Source organism: Fluviicoccus sp. (assembly GCF_030646115.1).
In the GTDB taxonomy this organism is placed as follows: domain Bacteria; phylum Pseudomonadota; class Gammaproteobacteria; order Pseudomonadales; family Moraxellaceae; genus Fluviicoccus.
This window is the reverse complement of sequence record NZ_JAUSMX010000009.1, coordinates 247,090-267,559: the sequence shown is the minus strand read 5'-3', so window position 1 is coordinate 267,559 and position 20,470 is coordinate 247,090. Positions and strand designations below refer to the sequence as shown.

Sequence of the window (20,470 nt, the reverse complement as noted above, 5' to 3'; positions counted from 1 at the left end):
ATTTCTGTTGATGCATGCAGCCGTATAACTCAGGCGGTAATCAACTGCCTCAGTTCAGCCGTTTTCGTGGCCAACAACCCCTTGTCGCCGCGCGTCTCCACGTTCAAGCGCACCACCGGCTCGGTATTGGAACTGCGCAGGTTGAAGCGCCATTGTGCAAACTCCATGGACAATCCGTCCAACGTGCTTGTTGAAACCGCGGAGTCGTCATAAAAGGCGCGAATACGCTGCAATGCATCCGTCGCGCTCTTGATAGTGAAATTGATTTCGCCACTGCACGGAAACTCGCGCATGCAGCGTTCCACCACTTGCGAAAATTTTGCGCCGGTTTCGGACAACTGCTCCAGAATCAGCAGCCACGGAATCATGCCGCTGTCGCAGTAGAAAAAGTCCCGAAAATAATGGTGCGCCGACATCTCGCCGCCATAAACCGCATCCTGCTCGCGCATCTTGTCCTTGATGAATGAGTGGCCGCATTTGGAAATCACCGGCTTACCCCCGAAGGCTTCCACTAACTGCACCGTATTCCAGGTGAGACGCGGATCGTAAATCACAGTAGCGCCGGGCGACCTCTTCAATAGCTGCTCGGCCAGCAAGCCGACCAGATAATAGCCCTCAATGAATTGTCCGGTCTCATCGAAAAAGAAGCAGCGGTCAAAATCGCCGTCCCAGGCCAACCCTAGATCAGCTCCATGCTCAATAACCGCGCTGCCAGTGAATTTCTGCTGCTCAATCAGCATGGGGTTGGGCACGTCATTCGGAAACGAACCATCCGGCTCATGACACAACCGGGTGACCCGGATCGGCAAATGCTCGGCCAGAGCGTCGAACACCGGCCCTGCGCAACCATTACCGGCGTTGACAACCAGATGAAAGGGTCTGATTGCGGAACAATTAATCATCCCCAGCAGCTTGCCGACAAAGGGCTGCAGGATGCTTTCCTCACGATTCAGTTCGGCACTGACGGCTAGGGTTGTGGCCGGACCTGCAAGCAGGCGTCGGGCTTCCTGCTCAATATCATCTAGCCCGGTGTCGCTGCTGATCGGCCGAGCGCCGGAGCGCACCATCTTCAAACCGTTGTAATCGGACGGATTATGGCTGGCGGTAACCATGATACCGCCTCCCATTCCCGCCTGCCCGGCTGCGTAGTAAACCATCTCGGTACCGCAAAGACCGACATCCACCGTGCGGCATCCCTCGGCATTTAACCCGGCAATCAACGCGCGGGCGAAGGCACCACTGGTTTCACGGATATCCCGCCCGACCGCAACTGCCCCTTCAGGCTTGATGACGCGGGCATAGGCGCGGCCGATTTCCTGCACCATACGCTCATTCAACTGGTCAGGTACGCGGCCACGCACATCGTATGCCTTGAAGGCGGATAGTTTTGTTTCAGCATTCATGTTGGAGTTCCTTGTCAGTAGGTTTAACTAGGGCCAATGCCGAAATAGCAGAACCCAGCTCTTTCAGATAATCAGGGTTGCAGCTATTTCAGGCATCAAAAATGACCGGATTGAACAGGACAGCTTTGAACCTGTTGATTTCTGGAGTCCAGAACTCATCCCAGTCTGTCACAACCATCATCGCATCCGCATCATGCACGGCGGCAACTGTGGTTGGCGCAAGCACCAGCAATGACTGGCCGGCACACTGACTGCCAGGCCATGGAATCATAAAGCCCCTGCACCCACACAGGGCCATAAACAGGGGGTGCACCCCGAAATCATCCTGGCAGGCTGTTCCCTTGTTGAGTGCAGCTCCCCAGACATCACGAACACCAAATGCTCAGACATGGCATTATCATGTCGACGGTGTGGGGATTCAACTCATCCAGCAGAATGATGGATGAGTTGAATCCCTGAGTATCGGACCGAATATCCGCCGTGCTGTTCCCCAGCATCAGGACACGGGTTTACACCAGACAATTGGCAAGGCCAGTTGCTGCCAGGCTTTGTGCGCCTCGCCATCATGATGGGTCAGGCCATAGTAGCGAAAGGCGCAATAAAATCCGAAGAGACTATTTGAGTCCCATGGTGCAATAACTGACGAAGCATGTTGCTCATTCGAGCCTACCTTCCCCCCACAATACGGGGCAGGAATGATAAATAATTGGATGACCGCGCATATCCACCGACTTTCCATTGCTTACCATTTCAAGCTGCGACAGAAACGACGGAACTTATTTCAACCTGCCATTATACGGCAGGACGGCATGCGCCCGGATATCCAGCAACGCGGCATTCCAGACCCCGTCCAGCCCCAGCCCCAGGTTGGACGCCAGCGGCGGCTGGCGGAAGTGATCATCGACACAATGCGCGCCTGCCAGCCACGAACAGAAATTAGTCATGACGACCAAAAGCCGCGCCATTGCAGGGATTGAATGCGCTCCACCACGGAAACGACCCGGGAAAAACTTTCACGCACCTCATCAACCACCGCCGCCCCATCCACCCGCAACTGCGAGCCGCGAGGCAGGCGCAAGGCCGGACGCCCCTCCGTCGAATTACCACACCGCCGCAGAGGACATCCCTGATCTTGCCGGGCAGACCCGCCTTCCCGCCAATTCGTCGCGCCGCGCCAGCTTGATCGCACTGTCGGAGGTCGCTACAGACCGGACAGTTCCCGATCGCGAATGTTGTAGCCGAAGTCACTGGCGGTTCTGGACAGTTCCATGCCTCCGTAACGGCTCAGGTGCAAATCACCGCCGACGCTATTCGAGAACACGGTATTGATAATCTCGATATCGCGGACATTCACCGTATTCGCCCAGAGAAACCCCGTAGTTTCCCCTCCCCGATCAAAGCGGAAAAAACTTTGACGGAACTCTACGCTCCGGATCGCCGCGCGGGCATCGCCCGTTCCTAACTCAACACCCGCGAGCGGGCAAAGCCTCCCGGCCTTGTAGCGGTCATGGAAAATGAATCGGTTATTGATGAACGAACTGCAGCACAGGAACCGCGCGCCAATATGCGCGGTCAGATTGGTATCGAATTCGCAGCCTTCAACCCATTGGCGGCTGGCCACGGTCATGGTTCCTGCGAAGAACAGTCCATAGGCCGCCGCCGCCGGCTTATCACTTTCATGACGCCAGCCGCACGCCGAGAAGGAGCATTTGACAAAACTGTGCGAAGAGCTCTGCACATAGGCGCCGCCCAGGCGGCAAAGCCCGAACAGGCAATGATCCCAACTCCATGACGGCGCTCCCTGGTTACCACTGTCATCCCTGAAGCCCCAGCCGCCGCAACGTTCAATCTGGACGGCCTTCACCAGCAGGGTCGATGCCGTAAAATCAGGATTGGGGTTTAGCGCAAGGTCCGTAATTGCGCGGATACCATGCCGGGAAAATCCGGAAATAAGGCAGTTTTCAATGGAGCCGTTCCACCACCCCAGAATCTCAACGGCATCATGATCCGCGCCGCCGCCAGATCCGCGCAACCCGAGGTCGTGAATGCCGCCCCCCCAAAAGAATGTGGTGCTGACCGGGCCAACTCGGGGCACACCTCGCACCCGCAACAACGGCCCGGACTTGACTCTAGAGTTCAGGGTTGACGTGTGCTGGCCATCACCTTGGAAAAGGATTCCCGAAACACGCCGGTTTACCGGGTTAGCCCAGATCAGCGTGCTACCAATTACATAATTTCCGGCGGGAATGTAGACAATGCCGCCCGTGCTTGTCAGGGCGTCAATCGCCTTCTGAAACGCTTGCGCGGAGTCCGTTACACCATCAGGAACCGCGCCAAGGTCGATGACGTTGACCAGACGCTTGCCGTAACGCCCCAATTCCGGCATCGCAGCGGCGGATCCCCCGGCCATGCTCGCCGCAAGACCGGCTGTTCCCGCCAGACTGCTTTTAAGGATATCCCGGCGATTCATATCAATTCCTCTTGTCGGTCAATAATCCGGGCTATCTGATCACAAAAGGGATCACAAATCAGCTTGCAGCTTGTACCCTTCTTCCTGAATCCGTGACCTGACCTCCGCATATTAGCCGCCAAGGCTTGCATTGCAAAGCTCTTGCTGGTTTCATGCCGCCACCTCCTGGTGATGCCTCCAAGACCTTTCATGAACAACTTCCGCATTATCCATCAGACTTCCCTACGAACTGACCTCCAATAGCGGGCTTGCGCTCATCGGCCAGTTCTTCAAGCTGATGCGCCTAAACCAGCATGTCGACCCCGCTTTACCCGTACGCGATACCGCGATCAGAGTCCTGAACAGCAACATTATAAAGAGCTATCTCGGCCTGCTCGTTCAGGGCAAGACGGATTTCGACGCCATTGAAGCCTATCGGGACGAACGATTCTTCGCCGAAGCCCTGGGCATCCGGAACGTCCCGTCCTCGCCGACATTGCGGCAAAGTCTGGATACTCATGCCTCCTCTTGGTTCCCGCTGCTGGACAGCCTGAACGAGTTCCTGCTGCGCAATGCAAGGCCGTGTTCCGACCGCTGGACTGCGATTGAGTACCGCTGGATTTCGATGTCATTCCCATGAATAACTCGCAGAACAAGAAGGAAGGCTTGTCGCGGGTGTACAACGGCGTGGATGGTTACGCCCCGCTTGCCTGCTATCTGGGTGCGGACGGCTACTGCCTGGAGCTGGCGCAGCGGCCGGGCAGCAGCCACTCCGCCCACGAAACGGAGCACAATCTGCAGCGGGTGCTGACGATGGCGAAACGTCTGACGGCGGCACTGCTGCTGGTCAGGGCGGACAGCGACTTTGACTCCGTGAAGCTAATGTGGGAAATCCGTCAGGCGCACACGGAGGACCGGCCGGTGGACTTCCTGGTGAAATGGAATCCGCGCCGGTCAGGCTGTGACATGGCAAGCCGGATCGCGGAGTCGCCCGACACGCTCTGGTGCCTGCACCGCGAAGGTAAGCGGGAAGCCGTGTGGGAGGAGACATTGGCACTGGAGAGCGTGGGTTCGGTAAGGCGTATCTATCGCCTGACCGAGTGGACGATCGACCGGAAGAGGCAAAACCTGCTGGTACCGGACTGGAACCTGGAAGGCTGAACGACCATCTTGCCGGCATCTCTGGACAAGGGTGTGCTGGATGCGGGCGGACATACTGTCGGCCCCTAGGCGCATGTCGACCAGATACAGCACCAGCCAGACCAGTCCTGGCCGGATGCAACTCATGGCAAAGCCCTCAACAGCTCCGCCAGCAGGGGCAGGTCCGCCGGGATGTCCAGCCTCCAGCCGCCGGGGCTGTGCAGCACCACGCTCCTGGCCAGGTTATCAAGGCGGGCGGTCTGTGTCCGCTTGACGGAACCAGTGACAAAGCAAGTCGTGACGATAGGGAGGACTGATCAGCCCGTGACAACCGGGCGCGCCAGTAGGTGAACGTGGCCAACTTGAGCCGGTGCTGTCCGCAGTAGGCGTTCCGGGTAAGGCCGCTGGTTTCCCAGGCTTGTAAGTGATGCTGTCAGTCAGCGTGTTTTTGAAGGCGCGTCATGGGATTATTGGGTTTGCGGACAAAAAATGAGCTGCCTCAGGATGGGACTTCAAAAAAGACCATCGCCGTCGAGGCAGGACAGGTGCGACCAAAATAATTCACGGATTCAAGTTTTTGCAAAAACCACCGGAAAGGCCAATGATAAAAAATAGGATGCAGGATAACAACATGCAATCGCAATCAAGCTATTCGCCAAAGCCAAGAAGAATCCAAACTGCCAGGAAAAGTCATCGTGCCACAAAAAACGACGTTGAATGAAAAGTAAAACCCCCAAAAAAATAGCGTGCAAGGGGAAAATAATAATAGTATTCCTGGAAACCCACTGCAATAAAACGCCAGCATAAACTATTCTTGAAAACAACAAAATCGATGCAATACCAGCATAAGCTCCCATGAAAAAATATACAGGATTCTGACCGAACTGCATCGAGTTCAAATCAACGCGTCCATTCCATAATGATACAGCGACCGATAGGGAAACCGCCACCATGAGCCACACAAAAGCCTGACGTTTAGACAGCAACTCAACAGGGCCACCTTTAAGGCGGAACCAGTTCCCTCCGGCATAGAACGACACAGCAACCAATGCGTTTGTCAACGACCAAGGGGAAGTGACACCCTTGAAAACAAAAGTTGCCATTACCCCTACTATTGTTAGAAAAAGGGCTGAAAAAGCTATACCACTCAACTTTCTAGCGCAAAAAAACAGCAACGAAACAACAAACATGCATGAAAAAAACCAGAGGGGATAATTGACTACAAGCACATCCCCATAAGCAAGAAGTCCCCCCTTCAAGGCCATTAGAGGTGAGACTGAAACCTCATGCGTAATTCGTACCCTCAACAGCCAAACAACGAATGAAATCCCAAAAAAAATAATATAGGGCAATAAAAGCGAATTTGCCTGCTGTCGAACATACGATAAAATATCACCGCTCAGCTTGCGGTTGGACATGAGATATCCAGACACGAAAAAAAACAAAGGCATATGGAAACTGTATATCCATACAATTAATGGCTCCGGAACATAATGAGCATGCCCAAGAACCACCAAAAATATTCCAACAGCTTTAGCAGTGTCAATATAATTTAATCTAGCCTCCATACACCTCTCCTAAAACTTGAGATTACGCTCACATTATGAAATCAAAGAAACTGACAATTACACTCGCCCGTAGTTATCCTGAAAACGGACAATGTCGTCTTCACCAAGATAGCTGCCTGACTGCACCTCAATCATCACCACGGGAATCACTCCAGGATTCTCCAGGCAATGCACAGTACCTACAGGGATAAAGGTCGACTGGTTTTCGCTCAGCAGGAAAGACTCCTCACCCTTGGTGACACGCGCCGTACCGCTGACAATAATCCAATGCTCGGCCCGGTGGTGATGCAATTGCAGCGACAGCTTGGCGCCCGGCTTCAACACAATCCGCTTGGCCTGATGGCGTTCGCCCATATCGATGGAGTCATAAAATCCCCACGGACGATACACCTTGCGATGGCTGCTGACTTGAGTACGCTTGCGGCGCTTGAGTTCATCAACCACCAACTTGACATCCTGCACCATCGACTTGTCAGCAATTAGCAACGCATCGTCCGTATCGACGACAACCAGATTCTCAAGTCCCAAAGTGGCAATCAGCTTTTGCTCACCATAAATATAGCAATTGCGGCTGCCGGTGTTGATGACGTCCCCGTGGCAAACGTTACCATTGCCATCCTGCTCGCCAATTTCCCAAAGAGCCTGCCAGGAGCCGACATCATTCCAGTCGGCGTCCAGCGGTATGACGACCGCGCTGTCTGTATGCTCCATCACGGCATAGTCAATCGACTCATCGCGGCAAGGACCGAAGCTGTCAGATGTAATACGTAAAAAATCAAAGTCCTGCACCATAGCGGCATGCGCATTCCGGCAGTTAACCAGAATATCGGGAGCATACTTTTCAAGCTCTTCAAGGTAGCGATTGGCGCTGAACATGAACATCCCGCTGTTCCAGAAATAATCGCCACCGGCAATATAGGACTTTGCCGTTTCCAGATCCGGCTTTTCCTTAAAGCTCGCCAGGGGATAAACCCCATCCAGACCCTGCCACGCAGCATCCTCTCGACGAATATAACCAAAACCGGTTTCAGGCCGATGTGCGACTATACCAAAAGTCACCAGAGCACCACGTTCAGCTGCAGGACGAGCCAGCGACAACGCCTTTGCAAAGGCGGCTGAATTACGAATGACATGGTCTGCCGGTAGCACCAGCATGAGCGTATCTTCACCGCCCTGTTTCAGGATATTGATTGCTGCCAGTGCAACCGCAGGAGCCGTGTTACGGCCAAAGGGCTCCAAGAGGATAGTGGGTTGAAGAACACCCAGCTGACGCAACTGCTCTGCCACCATGAAACGGTGTTCCTGATTGCTGACAACTACCGGGCTGCCTACACCGTCAACTGTGGATAAACGCCGAAGGGTTTCCTGCAACAAGCTGAAGTCTCCACCACCCAGGGCGTGAAACTGTTTGGGAAACTGACTGCGCGACAAAGGCCAAAGACGGGTGCCGGAACCACCACTAAGAACCACGGGGATCATGATTTCTCCTGAAAAACACATCCAATAATATAAAAAATACCAGTACGGAAAGGCATAGACAACCTCAAAGAACTTTTTGATAAAGATCCACTGTCAAGCCAACCATTTTATCCACCACGAAAAGTTCATCATACCGCCGCCGGGCGCCCTCCCCCAACTTTAACCTCAAGGACTCGTCACGAAGAATGAGGTCCAGTGAATTGGACAGGGCCAGACTATCTCCGGGTGGAACGACCTGACCCGAGACATTGTTCTCATTAACCCAACCAACGCCGGACCCGGGAATGGAGGTTGATACCACTGGCTTCCCGAAGTACATGGCCTCCATCTGAACGACACCATAGGCCTCTGAACGCTCAAGGCTGGGAAGACAGAAAACATCGCACGCCTTGAAATAGGCGCCAAGCTTCTTGAATGGAATACCACCAATCAAATAGACTTTGTTTTCCAGCTTCAAACTGGCAAGCTTTTCACGTAAAGCACCCTCTAATTCACCAATGCCGCCAATCACCACAGCAACATCGTCAGGCAAACGTGAAGCTGCATCGATCAAATAATCAAAGCCCTTGTAGTAAACCAGCCGCCCCAAAGAGAAAACCAATTTCCGACCACCATATTCGCGTTTGATTTCATCAACGATCAGTGGGTCACTTGGAATACCCGAAACATCAACGCCCAATGGAATTACCGCAACCTTTTCAGCATATGCTTGCAGCCAGGGAGAAGACTCGGCATAGGGAGGTGACGTGGCTATGACTGCATCGGCTCGTCGTAATAACCATTGCTGTAAGGGATCATATAACTTCAGAATTGTCTTTTGCTTTACAATATCTGAATGCCAGTGAAGCACTATACGCGCTTTCTTTGGCCGCGCTAAAAATACAGCCAGATTGGCAACAGGGTTTGGCATATGAATATGAATGACATCATAATCATCAGCCATACGCACAAATTGACGAATATTGGCCAAGGACAATGGCGTAGATGCCAGTGTGGCGAAAATTCCTGTGCGAATAATACGATACCCGGATGCAGACTGCTCTGTTATATCACTGCGGTCAGAATTGAAACACAATACATCACAGGTTACCCCGTTCTTCACCATCCCCTCAACCAGATCAAATGCTACTTTTTCAATCCCGCCAAATACGGGGGGATAGAATTTGCTGTAATGCAGGACATTCATGAGAAGAAACTCACCAAAGGATAACCAATCAGAAGAATGAGGGAAACTATCCAATTACAGCGTCTTAGCCATACCAGATTAATACCACTCATAGACAACAACCTTAGTTGCAGCATAACCACCATAGCCATCAACATCGTGTGCAGAAATGCCAAAGTGGTTATATTCATCAATGACTTATTTATTACGTAGATTGCGCCGGTGACAATACAAAAGATCAAGAGGGATCCTAACTGCAACCAGAGGAACCCTTTAGAAAGCTTTTGGCGAAATATAATTGACTCCAGCATGGCCTCACAAACCCAGAAATAGCAGAAAAACACGAGAACCAGATACAAAACCCAGTAATCTTTGTATGTCGAAAATAGTTTGAAAACACCACTAAATACTGATGGAAAAACAAAGAAACCGGATACTGCAAGGGCGAGAATTAAAAGCCCTACTTTAGTAAAAATATTATCCAGACCCGCAGCATCACGCTTGTACATTTCCGCGAAAAAAATTGTCGCCAAAAACTGATATACTACCACCGCAATTGACGCGAATCTGAAATAAAATGAATAGACAGCCAGCTTTTCAGCACCGACCATAAAGGGGGCGACTAATCTAACCAAGCTGGTTATTAAAAGAAGACTCATGCCTGGCAAAATAGTCGGCAAACTGAATAGATAAATTTCTCTCGCAGATCGCCAATTAGCAATCTTAATAGGATATCTTCTCAACATTAACATCGTCAACACTAATGACATTGGAATGAAGATGGTCACCAGATCCATCGACAACTGGCGAATTGATATTTTCTCCAATGAAATCAGAGCAACGACCAAAATAGCGAGATAAATAAATGACTCGGAAAAACTTGAATATGAGGCATTGCCCCGACTTTTCATGTCAGCGGCATAAATTCGTTGCCAGTTTATCACTGCTGCAAACGTTAAAATAAGAAATATTTCCGAGCCTATCCACTTAAATGCAAAAAGTGGAATCGCCACCATCAAGGGGATAAAAAGTACTGCAGCATGCAGGTAAAACCAGCCATTATGAGACTCCGTTTTTTTCACCATCATGAAATACGGAACCGCAGCTACCAGACCACAGCCCAAAATAATTGCAATCAAACTGCCATATGCTAAACAAGACTCAAAAAGACCATAATCTGCAGGAGATAAAAAGTTGGAAAGTAGCAGGGGCACAAAAAAAACAGTACTTTTCGACAAGCCGAAAGCAAGACCAACTTTGATCAGACGCTGGACTTTAGCAATCATTTTTTCTCATAAGCCCGCTCAATGGACATACCATCCGGCAATGCATCAAGGCGAGACATCACACTTTCCGGAGTCATTGCAATATGCCTCAACGGTTGGCTGACGTATAAACCTGGCTCTACAATACTTCTGGCAACAGAGGAATGGCTACCTATTGATACAGCATCGCATATGGTTACTCCCATACTGATGACACATGATGCGCCGACATACACGTTATTACCAATATTGACGCCTCCATCTATTCTGAAGCGATCCAAACCCACAGGGTAATGATAATATCCATGAGTCCATATTTGTGTGTTACTTCCAGCAATGGTCGAATAATTGCCGATTACAATATCAGCCAAGCACTCCACAGAATGGCGGGCTGTAATTTTTGCATACCTCCCCAACTTCACCTGTGAAATTTTCCGACGAATGACTAACGCACCCCGAAAAATTCGGTTTTGGTTGCCAACACCTGCATTTTCATCCATCGTTAATGACAGCGGACCATTAATATAATTAAGATGGCCAATATATGCTGTTGGTTGCATATCCAAACTTTCAATACGAACGAAGTTAAAATGCCCAATCCTGCACCCTTGCCGCATGCAAAGCACTCTAGCCCAAACAAATGAGAAACCAATTCGTGAACCGGGGGCCATTGACCATCCCCATAACACGACAATCTTACGCAGAATTACTGTAGGTAAGATAAAGCACAAAACCGCCACAAATAATTTTTTCATCGTGTGATAACCCTATTGGGGCCTCCAACAATAATGCTGCCAGGGGCTACATTTTTGGTGACTACAGCACCCGCTCCAATAATTGCCCTCTCGCCTATAATCACACCAGCCAAAATAATGGCGTTGCTTCCAATCCAAGCCCCATCATGAATTTCTATTGGCTTCGAAACATGCTGATAAGGCGGCTTGGTCGAGAAATCCAAACCTCCTGTCTCAATTGTTACCCCTTTTGAAATGCGAACATGGTTTCCTAACTTTATGCCGCCCTTGGCACCAAGGGTAACCGACTTCCCGATCACCACACCCTGACCAAAAACAATTTTCTCTGGGTATTTTATCTCCACACTCCAGTGACAAGCAACATTTACTGCTTGCGGACAAAGTGAGGCAATCCGCAATTTACCCCATAGATTACTCGCCTTTGTGACAATCATAATAATCAGATGTACAAATTTGCGTATTGGCCACAACTTGAACAAAGCAACTTCTTTAGGCAGAACGACTTCATTTCCCATGAGATACTCTCCTGTCAATTGATTTTGTTATCAAAACAAACAGCAAGAAAGCTGTTATCGTGTACAAACCCTGCGCACTGACAAAAAAATTAACAACAGGAACGAAGACAAGCATGAGTACAAAATAAAAATATAAAGGGACCCACATGACCTCACCACTCATACACTTACTCCAGATGCGACCTGCAGCAAAACCAAAAAAGAACATATAAATAGGACCAACCCATCCAAAATCAACAAATACCGGCCCTAAAAACGATGTAAATGTACCGATTCTCGGTTGTGCACTAGCCACCGCATCCATCATTGTATAATCATCAGTAATAACAGCCACAAATTTATAGTATGCCGAAAAATTGTATACGCCATATGTATATTCAGCACTAAAGTGATCATACAAGTAGAAGAACTCAAAAAGGCCGTGCGTAAAATATTGCCCTGTATTCAGCAACGAATAGTAGATCAAAAATGAAAAATCATCCGAATTAAATATTTTCCCCAAAACCCAGTCATCAGGCTCAACAGTAAATGCATAAACCGAATTTAATGCAGAATACAGATAATCCAGCCCCATATATTCCAAGCGATTAAGAAATATATACCCACTCAACAAACCCACAGCACACAACACAACAGGCAACATCAGTAGTGTTTTGATATTAATCCGGATGAATTTAAAATAAAAACCATACAGCAACAACATTGTGAAGTTAACAATCATCAACGATCGAGATCCAATTAACAGACAATCAAGAGTTGGATAACTAAAAAGCAAAAGCGAAACCATATAGTATTTTTTCTTGTCAGTCTTATCCTGCCCCCAAGAAGATAAAAGTACAAATAGTGAAACATAACAAAGCGGATACAATACACCTCCAATCAACGAAAATATATTTGAGCCACCTGCATCTTCAAGAATCTCACGATTTTCAATGCCAGCAGAAAGAGACGCCCCCCGAATCATGAACTTATCAATCACCTTGAAGACTACCCCAACCGCAGCAATTTGCGTCACTCTTAAATAGATTTTAAAATTAAACACTGCTTGATTTGCGTTTCGGGAATTGGAGCTACGAATAGCTCCACCCAAAATCGCACCGGCGAACAGCAATAAAGCTGTAACCACAACATAAAGCATAGCCCCTGTTGAAGGCGGATAATTACCGACAACAGGAAAGAATGCATATATCATGGAGTACAGCAATATCCCAAAGAGCAATGCTCTCGCCGGGCTCATTTTATGCAACATAAAGCCTGCCTACATATTTATCATAGGGGTAATCACTGATTTTGACTTTCTTGTAATCAATAATCCCTATACCGCCATAGGAGTATTGAAACTGAAGCAGCAACCGGCGTTTTGACTTGGGCAACTGCCCCTTGTGAAAGCCGAATGTATTTTCAAGAAATGCAGTACCCGCCGTAGCATGAATATGCATAACATTTTCTTTCCCAAACAGATCAATTACTTCCTGATCCGAATAGCGTCGAATTGGAATTCCCGTATGAACTCCCTGACTGCCCTTCACGAACACATGGGGACCTGCGTTGTCATCAACATCCGTCAAGTAAATAAAGAATTTGAAAAAACGCCAGTCATCTACGTCGCGGTGGAAAAACTCAGCCTGCTCCGGCTGATCGTGGCCACACAAAGACCACCAGGACTGGATGTTTGATATGGTCGGCTTACACCCCATAAATGCTTCAGCGACCTTCAGAATTTCGGGATCGTTGGCTAAGTCCATAATCAGAGGAATACGCAGCAGATCCTCAGTTTTGAAGTCAGCTACATGAGTTTCGGCAGGGTGATTATCAATCGCAAAATCACCTAGATGCGGTCGGAAACGATCAGTGCATTTCAGTTTATCCAACTCTTGTCGCAAGAATTGAACTTTTTCTGACGACAAATATTGTCCTAATGGAGCGATACCATCTGTTTGCAAGTCCTTCAGCAAACCTTGCTCTTTATCCGACAAGTTTAACTTTTCAGATTTAGGCTTCGTCAGCAACAACATATTGTAAACGAAGTTCCGTAAGGGCAACCAACGGATAATGCGCTGCATTTGATAGGGAATATTCCCGTAAATCATTATGCGTGTTTTGATCCAATGAATTCTTGGATTTGCCATCATAGTCACTCCCATTTCATGATATCAAGCATTGCAGCCATTACATTACCGATGTTCTCTTCCGAAACACACCGAGGGTCGGATACTGGGTCACTGATTAGTCCACGATAACTTGACTGGACTTGATATTTATAAAGTCCAATAGCATCTTTACGACCTTCCATATCGGATCGCTTCGCTATAATTTCCGGCAATTTATTCGGCAAATCAGACAAAGTCAAAAGATGACGGATACCGTCATCCTGATCGCGCATGTAAGGCATCGCCAAAGACAGACAGGGATAATTTGACAGTACGGATTCAAGCGCTATTGTCCCGGATACGGTAACTACGGTACTTGCCATTTTCAAAACATCCGCCATAACAGATGTGTGTGGCAACGGAACAATTCTACCATCCGCCTCAATGAAATCCATCAACCTGGTGGACAGTTCATACTTTGATTTTGGGTTAGGCTTGACCAATAAGCCCCATCCTGCCGGCAAATTAGATGCAATATCCCCTATAAGCAAATCCTGTTCCCGGTAGCGATAACCCCAGACATCAATATTACATTCCGGCTGCATATGCATTGGATACATAACATATTGAACATTAGCCTTTGGCTGGCGTGCAACAGCAAGATCTTCCCAGCGTGCAACTGCCTTTTTTTGACGGGACATTAAACCCCATTTTGTCAAAAATGACGGCGTATTGTAAGTCTCACCAGCCAAACGCGCCCTCAAGACAACCAACCACGAGGATATTTTTTTATAAATTGCTACGTAAGCTTGCATCCTCGAGTTTTTCTTCATGTAATCAATTTTGACAGTTCTATTTGCCCATTGCTGAAGAAATTGCTCAGCCTCCTCCTCCGTAACAACCTGATTAGAGCCGCCATGAATTTCAAGTGTGTCGTACAGGTAAAATGAAAAACGTCCAGGCGGAATCCGGCAGGATGAGGGATGTAAATAAGGAGTATTCCGACTTCTTGCCGTGTCAATCGTAATTAATTCATGAAAGAGGGTTGATTCCCCCAAAATCCAATCCGGGCAAATATCTTCCAGTATCGATTCAATTTTGCCTTGGTAAAACTCATAGTGCCGTGAGTTTCCATCAAAATAATTGATGCTTCGGTCTTTGCTGGCAATCGTTGACAACGATTCCCGGCTGACAGGACGTAAATCCTCTACCCGAGGATACGGTATGACGTGCACTTTTCCATTTTTTGGAATAAAGGCATGATTTTGCACAATCCAGTGAACTTCAACTCCGGCCGCTATAAGGCCTTCTGCCAACTTGTCCCAGAAATAGGTTTTGTATCGGTTTTCAACGAACAAGACTTTCATGTGCAAGATACACCATTACCATCTTGTACAATCATATCAAAGAGACACAATCATACAAGCAAGTCCGACCATGAACTCTGATCAGACATCTGGAAAATATTTAGGGTTAAAACAACTGACACAAACTCGATCTTCAGGTTCGCCATTAATCAGATGATGCCCCTTGAGACGCGCCTCAATCACCCAACCCGCTGAGGTGTAACATTTGATTGAGCCGATGTTCTTTTCGGCAATACCGCCAGATAGCTTTCTAATATCATAGACTTCAAAAGCCACTTTGTTTCCAATTCGAATTGCCTCTGTAGCCAGCCCCTTACCCCAATAATCAGGCTTGCCAATAACAGTTACCAGATCTGAGGTCTTGTGTGCGCTCTGAATCGGGCCGACTTTCAGGTTTCCTATATGAGTATCATTCTCGGCATAAATGACTGCATACATGTACCACTGCCCGGTTTCCCGTCCTTGACGAATGTAATTGACAGCATCTTCATGCGTAATGTTCCTGGAGTCCAGAAAATGCACCACGGCAGAATCCTTGAACCACGACAAATACTCTTCATTGACGTCTTCTTCAAGAAGGGGTCTCAGATAGACACGGCCACCATCACTGTAGCGTTGCTGATCACTTGACTGCATACCGACTCTCCCTTTGTAAAACTTCGTTAAATCAACCAATCATATTCCAGGCCAATGCCGTTCCACGTGGCGCATCGACGCTGACTCGCTTACCCAGAACCAGATCAATGTACTTTGGAGGTAATCCCAATCCCGGCCGGATTGCGCGAACATTTTTAGTCGTCAAAACATCGCCTGCCTTTACATCCTGGCAAATGTAGAGCGTGCGGCGGAATTGCAGGGACTTCTTTTCAGCCGCCGTTGCGCCATAACTCACTTTGCCTAGGGATTGCCACGCACGTTCAGACTCGACCACCAGTGACGCCATTTCGGCCGGCTCCATGGAGAACGAACTGTCAACCCCGCCATCGGCGCGGGCAAGAGTAAAATGCTTTTCAATGACAGTAGCACCCAAAGCGACACTGGCAACAGAGACGCCAACACCCATGGTGTGATCCGATAAGCCAACCTCACAGTTAAACAATTGACGCATGTGGGGAATGGTCAAAATGTTGGTGTTAGCCGGGGTTGCCGGATAAGTACTGGTGCACTTCAGAAGAATTAAGTCCTTGCAGCCGGCTTCGCGAGCGGCGCGCACGGTTTCATCCAGCTCAGCGATGCTCGCCATCCCGGTCGATATAATCAACGGCTTGCCGGTGGCTGCAACCCGGCGAATCAGCGGCAGATCAGTATTTTCGAACGAAGCGATTTTGTAGCAAGCCACATCCAGTTCTTCGAGGAAATCGACCGCAGAATCATCAAAAGGGGTACTGAAGGGGATCATGCCCAATTCACGGGCGCGCTCGAAGATGGGCGCATGCCATTCCCAAGGCGTATAAGCTTCCTGATAGAGCTTATAAAGCGACGTGCCCTCCCACAGACTGTTCTTGTCCGCAATGTGGAACTCCCGCTCATCCAGATCCAGTGTCATGGTATCGGCGGTATACGTCTGAATCTTGAGTGCATGTGCGCCGGTTTTCGCGGCGGCCTCAACTATTTCAAGGGCCCGATCCAAGGACTGGTTATGATTCCCCGACATTTCGGCAATTACAAAGGGGGGATGATCCGGTCCGATCTGACGATTGGCAATGGTGAAGCTGTGCTTTGTCATGTGAGTTCCGCCACATATGTCATGAAAGCCGGTTTATAACCGGCGCGTAAGAATACATCCCGGGAAGCATGGTTTTCCGGCCGGATTTCCGCCAGAACCTCATGCACGCCGGAGTCACGTTGTTTCAGCCAGGCCAATCCATCGCGAAGCAATGATTCTCCCAAGCCGGAGCCATGACGTTGGGGAACCAGATATACGGAGGTCATCCAGCTGCCATTCAGGCGGTCATAGCGAAGCACGCCAACGGGGCCTTGGCTGTCCTGTCCAATCAACAATGCCCGGTCAGGATTCCGGAGACTGCGTTCCAGCCATCCTATATGCGTGTCCCAGCTGATTTCCTGATCGTTATGCGAATAGCGACGATTGACGGCTGCATTCCGCCATTCATACATGTCGCGGGCATCCGCCAGTGTGACAGGCCGGATATTTATCGGCTGTAAGGACATTATCCTGGCTACCCTCGCGGCACCGCGTCCATCACAAATACTCTGGGAGCGTTGCGCGAACACGTATCGCATATCGGCGTTTGACAGCGCTACATTCACAGCATCCCTGATATTTGTTACGGAAACCTCTTGGTGATTTCCTAGAAAGAGATGCAAACCCGCCTGTGCAGCATGATGACCAAGCAAACGCTGGTTATCCGCAATAGCAATGGCGATGCTAGGCAAACCAACCGAAGCCCGCTCCCACGACATGGAGCCGGCAGCGCCAATAGCCAGATCCGCCTTGATCATGCGTTCAGCCAAATCGGAGGCATTGACAACCAGATCAACACAAGCATGGCGCTCGGTCGCTGCCTTGATCTCGGGTAAATGGGCACAAGCTGCGCCAACTACCACCTCGATGCGAATTTCGCCCTGATCCATAATTGGTGCCAGAGCCTCTAAAACTTTCAGCGTTTCACGAGTCGGGTCCGCTCCGCCGAAACAGACTTGCATAGCCTGTACCGGCTCCTGCGACCTGGCTGCTCGATCCACACGGCCTGCATCCGCAAAATCCTGACGCAGCAGCGCGTAGCGCGGCCCCAGAAATAATCGGGTGGAGTCCGCAACCAGGCCTTTATACCGCACGTCCATTTCATGGTAAAAATTCTGGTCAAGCAGGACATCGCATTCGTGGGGCCTGTCTGCAAGATCATCAATAACCAGCAACTGACCGACAACGGAGCTGACCGACTTTTCCCATCGGGCATCCAAACGGTAATGGTCCACCACCAACCAGGCAATGGAGCCAGGTTGGCACGCCAGAATCTCACGTGTTCCAGCCGCATCGTCCTCCCACGCGCCGTCGCGACATCCTAGCGGCAAGGCATGGGACAGGTATCCCTGCGCTTCAATCAAGGCTCGCAAGCCTTCAGGCAAATCCAGGCTGATGAAATGAATCTGACTGAACTTGCTTCTCAATTGAGCAGCAAGCGCCAGACATCGCATCAAATGACCCGTGCCTATTCGTGAAGACGCATCAACCCGGAATGCAATATGCATCAACGCACCTTGAACAACGGTTCCAATGGCGCGCAACGCAATTGCGATTCCAGCGTGCGGTTATTGACGGCGTTTACAATCAGGGGCAGGACTTTGTCATACGCGGCAAAGAGCCTGCCAAGCTCGGCATCACCATGCGCATAGCTGATATTGTGTGTTCCCAGGGTCAAGATGCCGTTGGCGAACATCTCCTGAAGAAACAGGGTGCGAATCTGCCAGATACTGTAGCCGTTGGCACCCTGCATATTGAGGAAAGACCATGACGGATGGCCGCTGAGCGAGAACAGCGCCTCAGCCTGATGCTTCTTGATCAGGCCGGTGACGGTGCTGATGACCTCTTCACCACGACGGGTAATGGTTTCAATGACTGGCTCGCTGCGCAGCTTGTCAATGACCGCGCAAGCGGCGGCCAGTGAAAGGGTTTCCCCGCCAAAGGTTCCTGAAAAGAAAATATCTTCCATGAAGCGCATCAGGGAACGCTTGCCGACCACTGCGGATACCGGATAACCGTTTGCCAGCCCCTTGCCGAATGTGGCCATATCCGGAGTTACCCCGAGATAAGCTTGAGCGCCGCCGCGGGCATAACGGAAACCGGTGATCGTTTCATCGAACACCAAGACCACTCCTTCGCGCTCCGTTAAGGCGCGTACACCTTCCAGGAATCCCGGCTGCGGAAACTGGACATTCATCGGCTCCATGATCACCGCGGCAAACTGACCTTTATGCTGGGTCAGCAGCGCTTCCAGCGAGGCCAGATCGTTGTAATTGAACTTGTGAGTCAGATCCTGAACGGCTTGCGGAACACCCAGATTACGGGTGGTTGAACCGATATACCAATCCTGCCAGCCGTGGTAGCCGCAAACCGCAATCAGATCACGCCCCGTAGCGGCACGGGCAATTCGAATGGCCGCCGAGGTTGCATCCGAACCGTTTTTGCCGAAACGGACCATTTCAGCACAGGGGATTTCCTCAACCAGGCGCTCCGCCAACTCGGCTTCCAGCGGGTGCGGCAATGAAAACACCACTCCAGAGTCCAGTTGCTTGCGTACAGCAGCATCGACATCCGGATCACGATAACCCAGAGTTATGGCCGCCAAGCCATTCACGAAATCCACATACTCGTTGCCGTCCACATCCCATAGCAAGGCCCCCTTGCCGTGAGTCACGAAGAGCGGCGCCACCCCGCGGGGGTAGGAGGTAATACTTTTACTAAATGTTTGGGAGGCAAGCGGAATAGTACGGAGAGCGCGTTCAAGCATTTCCTCCGAACAGGCATAACGGGATTTCATAGGAATTTCACCATCAGTCGCCAAAGATTTTAAAAGGCCTTCATTACGGACATGACCGGTATTGATTGCCGATAACTCCGGATTGGCCTGAATCAATTCAAGAATATCGGTCATGCCGAAATCCGGCTTGACGTTGTAGAGAGCCGAATAGACGCGTTCGACAAAAGCAAAGTCATCGGGGGTGTCGACCGTCCAGCGCAACCCTGAATAGTCCCGCCCAGCCGTTACCGACTGCCGGTCAAAAGCATCCGGTCGCGAATTGATGAAATAGGTAACATGTTCACGCTCACTCTTGAGCTTCGCCGTCAACGCAATTTGACTCAGAACACCCGCTTGAACCACCTCGACATCCAACCCGTCAGGATAGGTTGAGACGACGGTATTGGAGGTGTACTGTGCGCCGGTCGCCAAGTGTGTCGCAATCACCTGATCCACTACCCGCCAGTCGGTTAGCGGGCAATCACCCGTCAGCCGGACAACATGCTCGGCCGGGTAAGCCGCCATTGCAGAAACATAACGGTCCAGCACATCATCCAGAGACCCGCGAAAACACGGGATGCCGTTTTCCCGACAAACCGCTTCAATCTGATCATCCGAAACATCGGTACTGGTAACTACAACTAGTTGCTCGATCATCCGCGAGTGTTGCAGGCGTTCAACCTGGCGCAGCAACATCGGCTTGCCCAACAATGGCCTCAACACCTTGCCGGGCAAGCGTGTCGACGACATTCTCGCCTGCAGCAATGCCACCACCTTCATCGGCCCTGTCATT

18 protein-coding genes and 2 pseudogenes are annotated in these 20,470 nt (G+C 50.1%); 2 read left to right on the top strand and 18 right to left on the bottom strand.

The window, feature by feature from the left end; translation table 11 throughout:
- Window positions 1-29 precede the first annotated feature (29 nt).
- The 5 genes and pseudogenes from Q7T36_RS06990 to Q7T36_RS06970 form a co-directional block, all read right to left on the bottom strand.
- Complete coding sequence (locus Q7T36_RS06990) at window positions 30-1,403, bottom strand: phosphomannomutase CpsG (RefSeq protein WP_304845685.1); 1,374 nt, start codon at window positions 1,401-1,403, stop codon at window positions 30-32.
- 88 nt (window positions 1,404-1,491) lie between these two features.
- A complete protein-coding gene (locus Q7T36_RS06985) occupies window positions 1,492-1,674 on the bottom strand; it encodes a hypothetical protein (protein WP_304845682.1) in 183 nt (60 codons plus the stop codon).
- 385 nt (window positions 1,675-2,059) lie between these two features.
- Window positions 2,060-2,347, bottom strand: a pseudogene (locus tag Q7T36_RS06980) (hypothetical protein).
- Window positions 2,344-2,481, bottom strand: a complete 138-nt coding sequence (locus Q7T36_RS06975) for a hypothetical protein (protein WP_304845679.1) — start codon at window positions 2,479-2,481, stop codon at window positions 2,344-2,346. The pseudogene Q7T36_RS06980 and the gene Q7T36_RS06975 overlap by 4 nt, the downstream one beginning before the upstream one ends.
- 123 nt (window positions 2,482-2,604) lie before the next feature.
- Window positions 2,605-3,873 carry a glycosyl hydrolase family 28-related protein gene (locus Q7T36_RS06970; protein ID WP_304845676.1) on the bottom strand — a complete coding sequence of 423 codons (1,269 nt, stop codon included), beginning with the start codon at window positions 3,871-3,873 and terminating at the stop codon, window positions 2,605-2,607.
- A 361-nt stretch (window positions 3,874-4,234) separates the two neighbouring features.
- On the opposite strand from Q7T36_RS06970, the pseudogene Q7T36_RS17985 reads away from it, so the two are divergent.
- Together Q7T36_RS17985 and Q7T36_RS06960 are read left to right on the top strand one after the other, a co-directional pair.
- Window positions 4,235-4,375, top strand: a pseudogene (locus Q7T36_RS17985) (IS1380 family transposase); the annotation flags it as partial.
- A gap of 113 nt (window positions 4,376-4,488) precedes the next feature.
- Complete coding sequence (locus tag Q7T36_RS06960; RefSeq protein ID WP_304845670.1) at window positions 4,489-5,013, top strand: transposase; 525 nt, start codon at window positions 4,489-4,491, stop codon at window positions 5,011-5,013.
- Between the two features lie 548 nt (window positions 5,014-5,561).
- On the opposite strand, the gene Q7T36_RS06955 is transcribed toward Q7T36_RS06960, so the two are convergent.
- The 13 genes from Q7T36_RS06955 to Q7T36_RS06895 form a co-directional block, all read right to left on the bottom strand.
- Window positions 5,562-6,560 (bottom strand): acyltransferase family protein, encoded by a 999-nt coding sequence (locus tag Q7T36_RS06955; RefSeq protein ID WP_304845667.1) that lies wholly within the window; start codon window positions 6,558-6,560, stop codon window positions 5,562-5,564.
- A gap of 57 nt (window positions 6,561-6,617) precedes the next feature.
- A complete protein-coding gene (locus tag Q7T36_RS06950) occupies window positions 6,618-8,039 on the bottom strand; it encodes a mannose-1-phosphate guanylyltransferase/mannose-6-phosphate isomerase (RefSeq protein ID WP_370690069.1) in 1,422 nt (473 codons plus the stop codon).
- A gap of 64 nt (window positions 8,040-8,103) precedes the next feature.
- Window positions 8,104-9,225 carry a glycosyltransferase gene (locus tag Q7T36_RS06945; RefSeq protein ID WP_304845664.1) on the bottom strand — a complete coding sequence of 374 codons (1,122 nt, stop codon included), beginning with the start codon at window positions 9,223-9,225 and terminating at the stop codon, window positions 8,104-8,106.
- Window positions 9,222-10,490 carry a hypothetical protein gene (locus Q7T36_RS06940; RefSeq protein ID WP_304845661.1) on the bottom strand — a complete coding sequence of 423 codons (1,269 nt, stop codon included), beginning with the start codon at window positions 10,488-10,490 and terminating at the stop codon, window positions 9,222-9,224. Before Q7T36_RS06940 ends, Q7T36_RS06945 begins: the two co-directional genes overlap by 4 nt.
- On the bottom strand, window positions 10,487-11,224 hold the full coding sequence (locus Q7T36_RS06935; RefSeq protein WP_304845658.1) for a hypothetical protein: 738 nt from the start codon (window positions 11,222-11,224) through the stop codon (window positions 10,487-10,489). The genes Q7T36_RS06940 and Q7T36_RS06935 overlap by 4 nt, the downstream gene beginning before the upstream one ends.
- Entirely contained in the window at window positions 11,221-11,739 is a 519-nt protein-coding gene (locus Q7T36_RS06930) for a DapH/DapD/GlmU-related protein (protein ID WP_304845655.1), read from the bottom strand. The genes Q7T36_RS06935 and Q7T36_RS06930 overlap by 4 nt, the downstream gene beginning before the upstream one ends.
- Window positions 11,729-12,988 (bottom strand): hypothetical protein, encoded by a 1,260-nt coding sequence (locus Q7T36_RS06925; protein ID WP_304845652.1) that lies wholly within the window; start codon window positions 12,986-12,988, stop codon window positions 11,729-11,731. Before Q7T36_RS06925 ends, Q7T36_RS06930 begins: the two co-directional genes overlap by 11 nt.
- Window positions 12,978-13,871, bottom strand: a complete 894-nt coding sequence (locus tag Q7T36_RS06920) for a hypothetical protein (RefSeq protein ID WP_304845649.1) — start codon at window positions 13,869-13,871, stop codon at window positions 12,978-12,980. Before Q7T36_RS06920 ends, Q7T36_RS06925 begins: the two co-directional genes overlap by 11 nt.
- A 2-nt stretch (window positions 13,872-13,873) precedes the next feature.
- A complete protein-coding gene (locus tag Q7T36_RS06915; RefSeq protein ID WP_304845639.1) occupies window positions 13,874-15,196 on the bottom strand; it encodes a hypothetical protein in 1,323 nt (440 codons plus the stop codon).
- Window positions 15,197-15,277: 81 nt separating this feature from the next.
- A complete protein-coding gene (locus Q7T36_RS06910) occupies window positions 15,278-15,832 on the bottom strand; it encodes a GNAT family N-acetyltransferase (protein WP_304845636.1) in 555 nt (184 codons plus the stop codon).
- Window positions 15,833-15,863: 31 nt separating this feature from the next.
- Entirely contained in the window at window positions 15,864-16,922 is a 1,059-nt protein-coding gene (gene pseI / locus Q7T36_RS06905) for a pseudaminic acid synthase (protein ID WP_304845631.1), read from the bottom strand.
- Window positions 16,919-18,409: a UDP-2,4-diacetamido-2,4,6-trideoxy-beta-L-altropyranose hydrolase gene (pseG, locus tag Q7T36_RS06900; protein WP_304845629.1), complete on the bottom strand. Its 1,491-nt coding sequence runs from the start codon at window positions 18,407-18,409 to the stop codon at window positions 16,919-16,921. The genes pseI and pseG overlap by 4 nt, the downstream gene beginning before the upstream one ends.
- On the bottom strand, window positions 18,409-20,469 hold the full coding sequence (locus tag Q7T36_RS06895) for an aminotransferase class III-fold pyridoxal phosphate-dependent enzyme (protein WP_304845626.1): 2,061 nt from the start codon (window positions 20,467-20,469) through the stop codon (window positions 18,409-18,411). The genes pseG and Q7T36_RS06895 overlap by 1 nt, the downstream gene beginning before the upstream one ends.
- Window position 20,470: the final 1 nt, after the last annotated feature.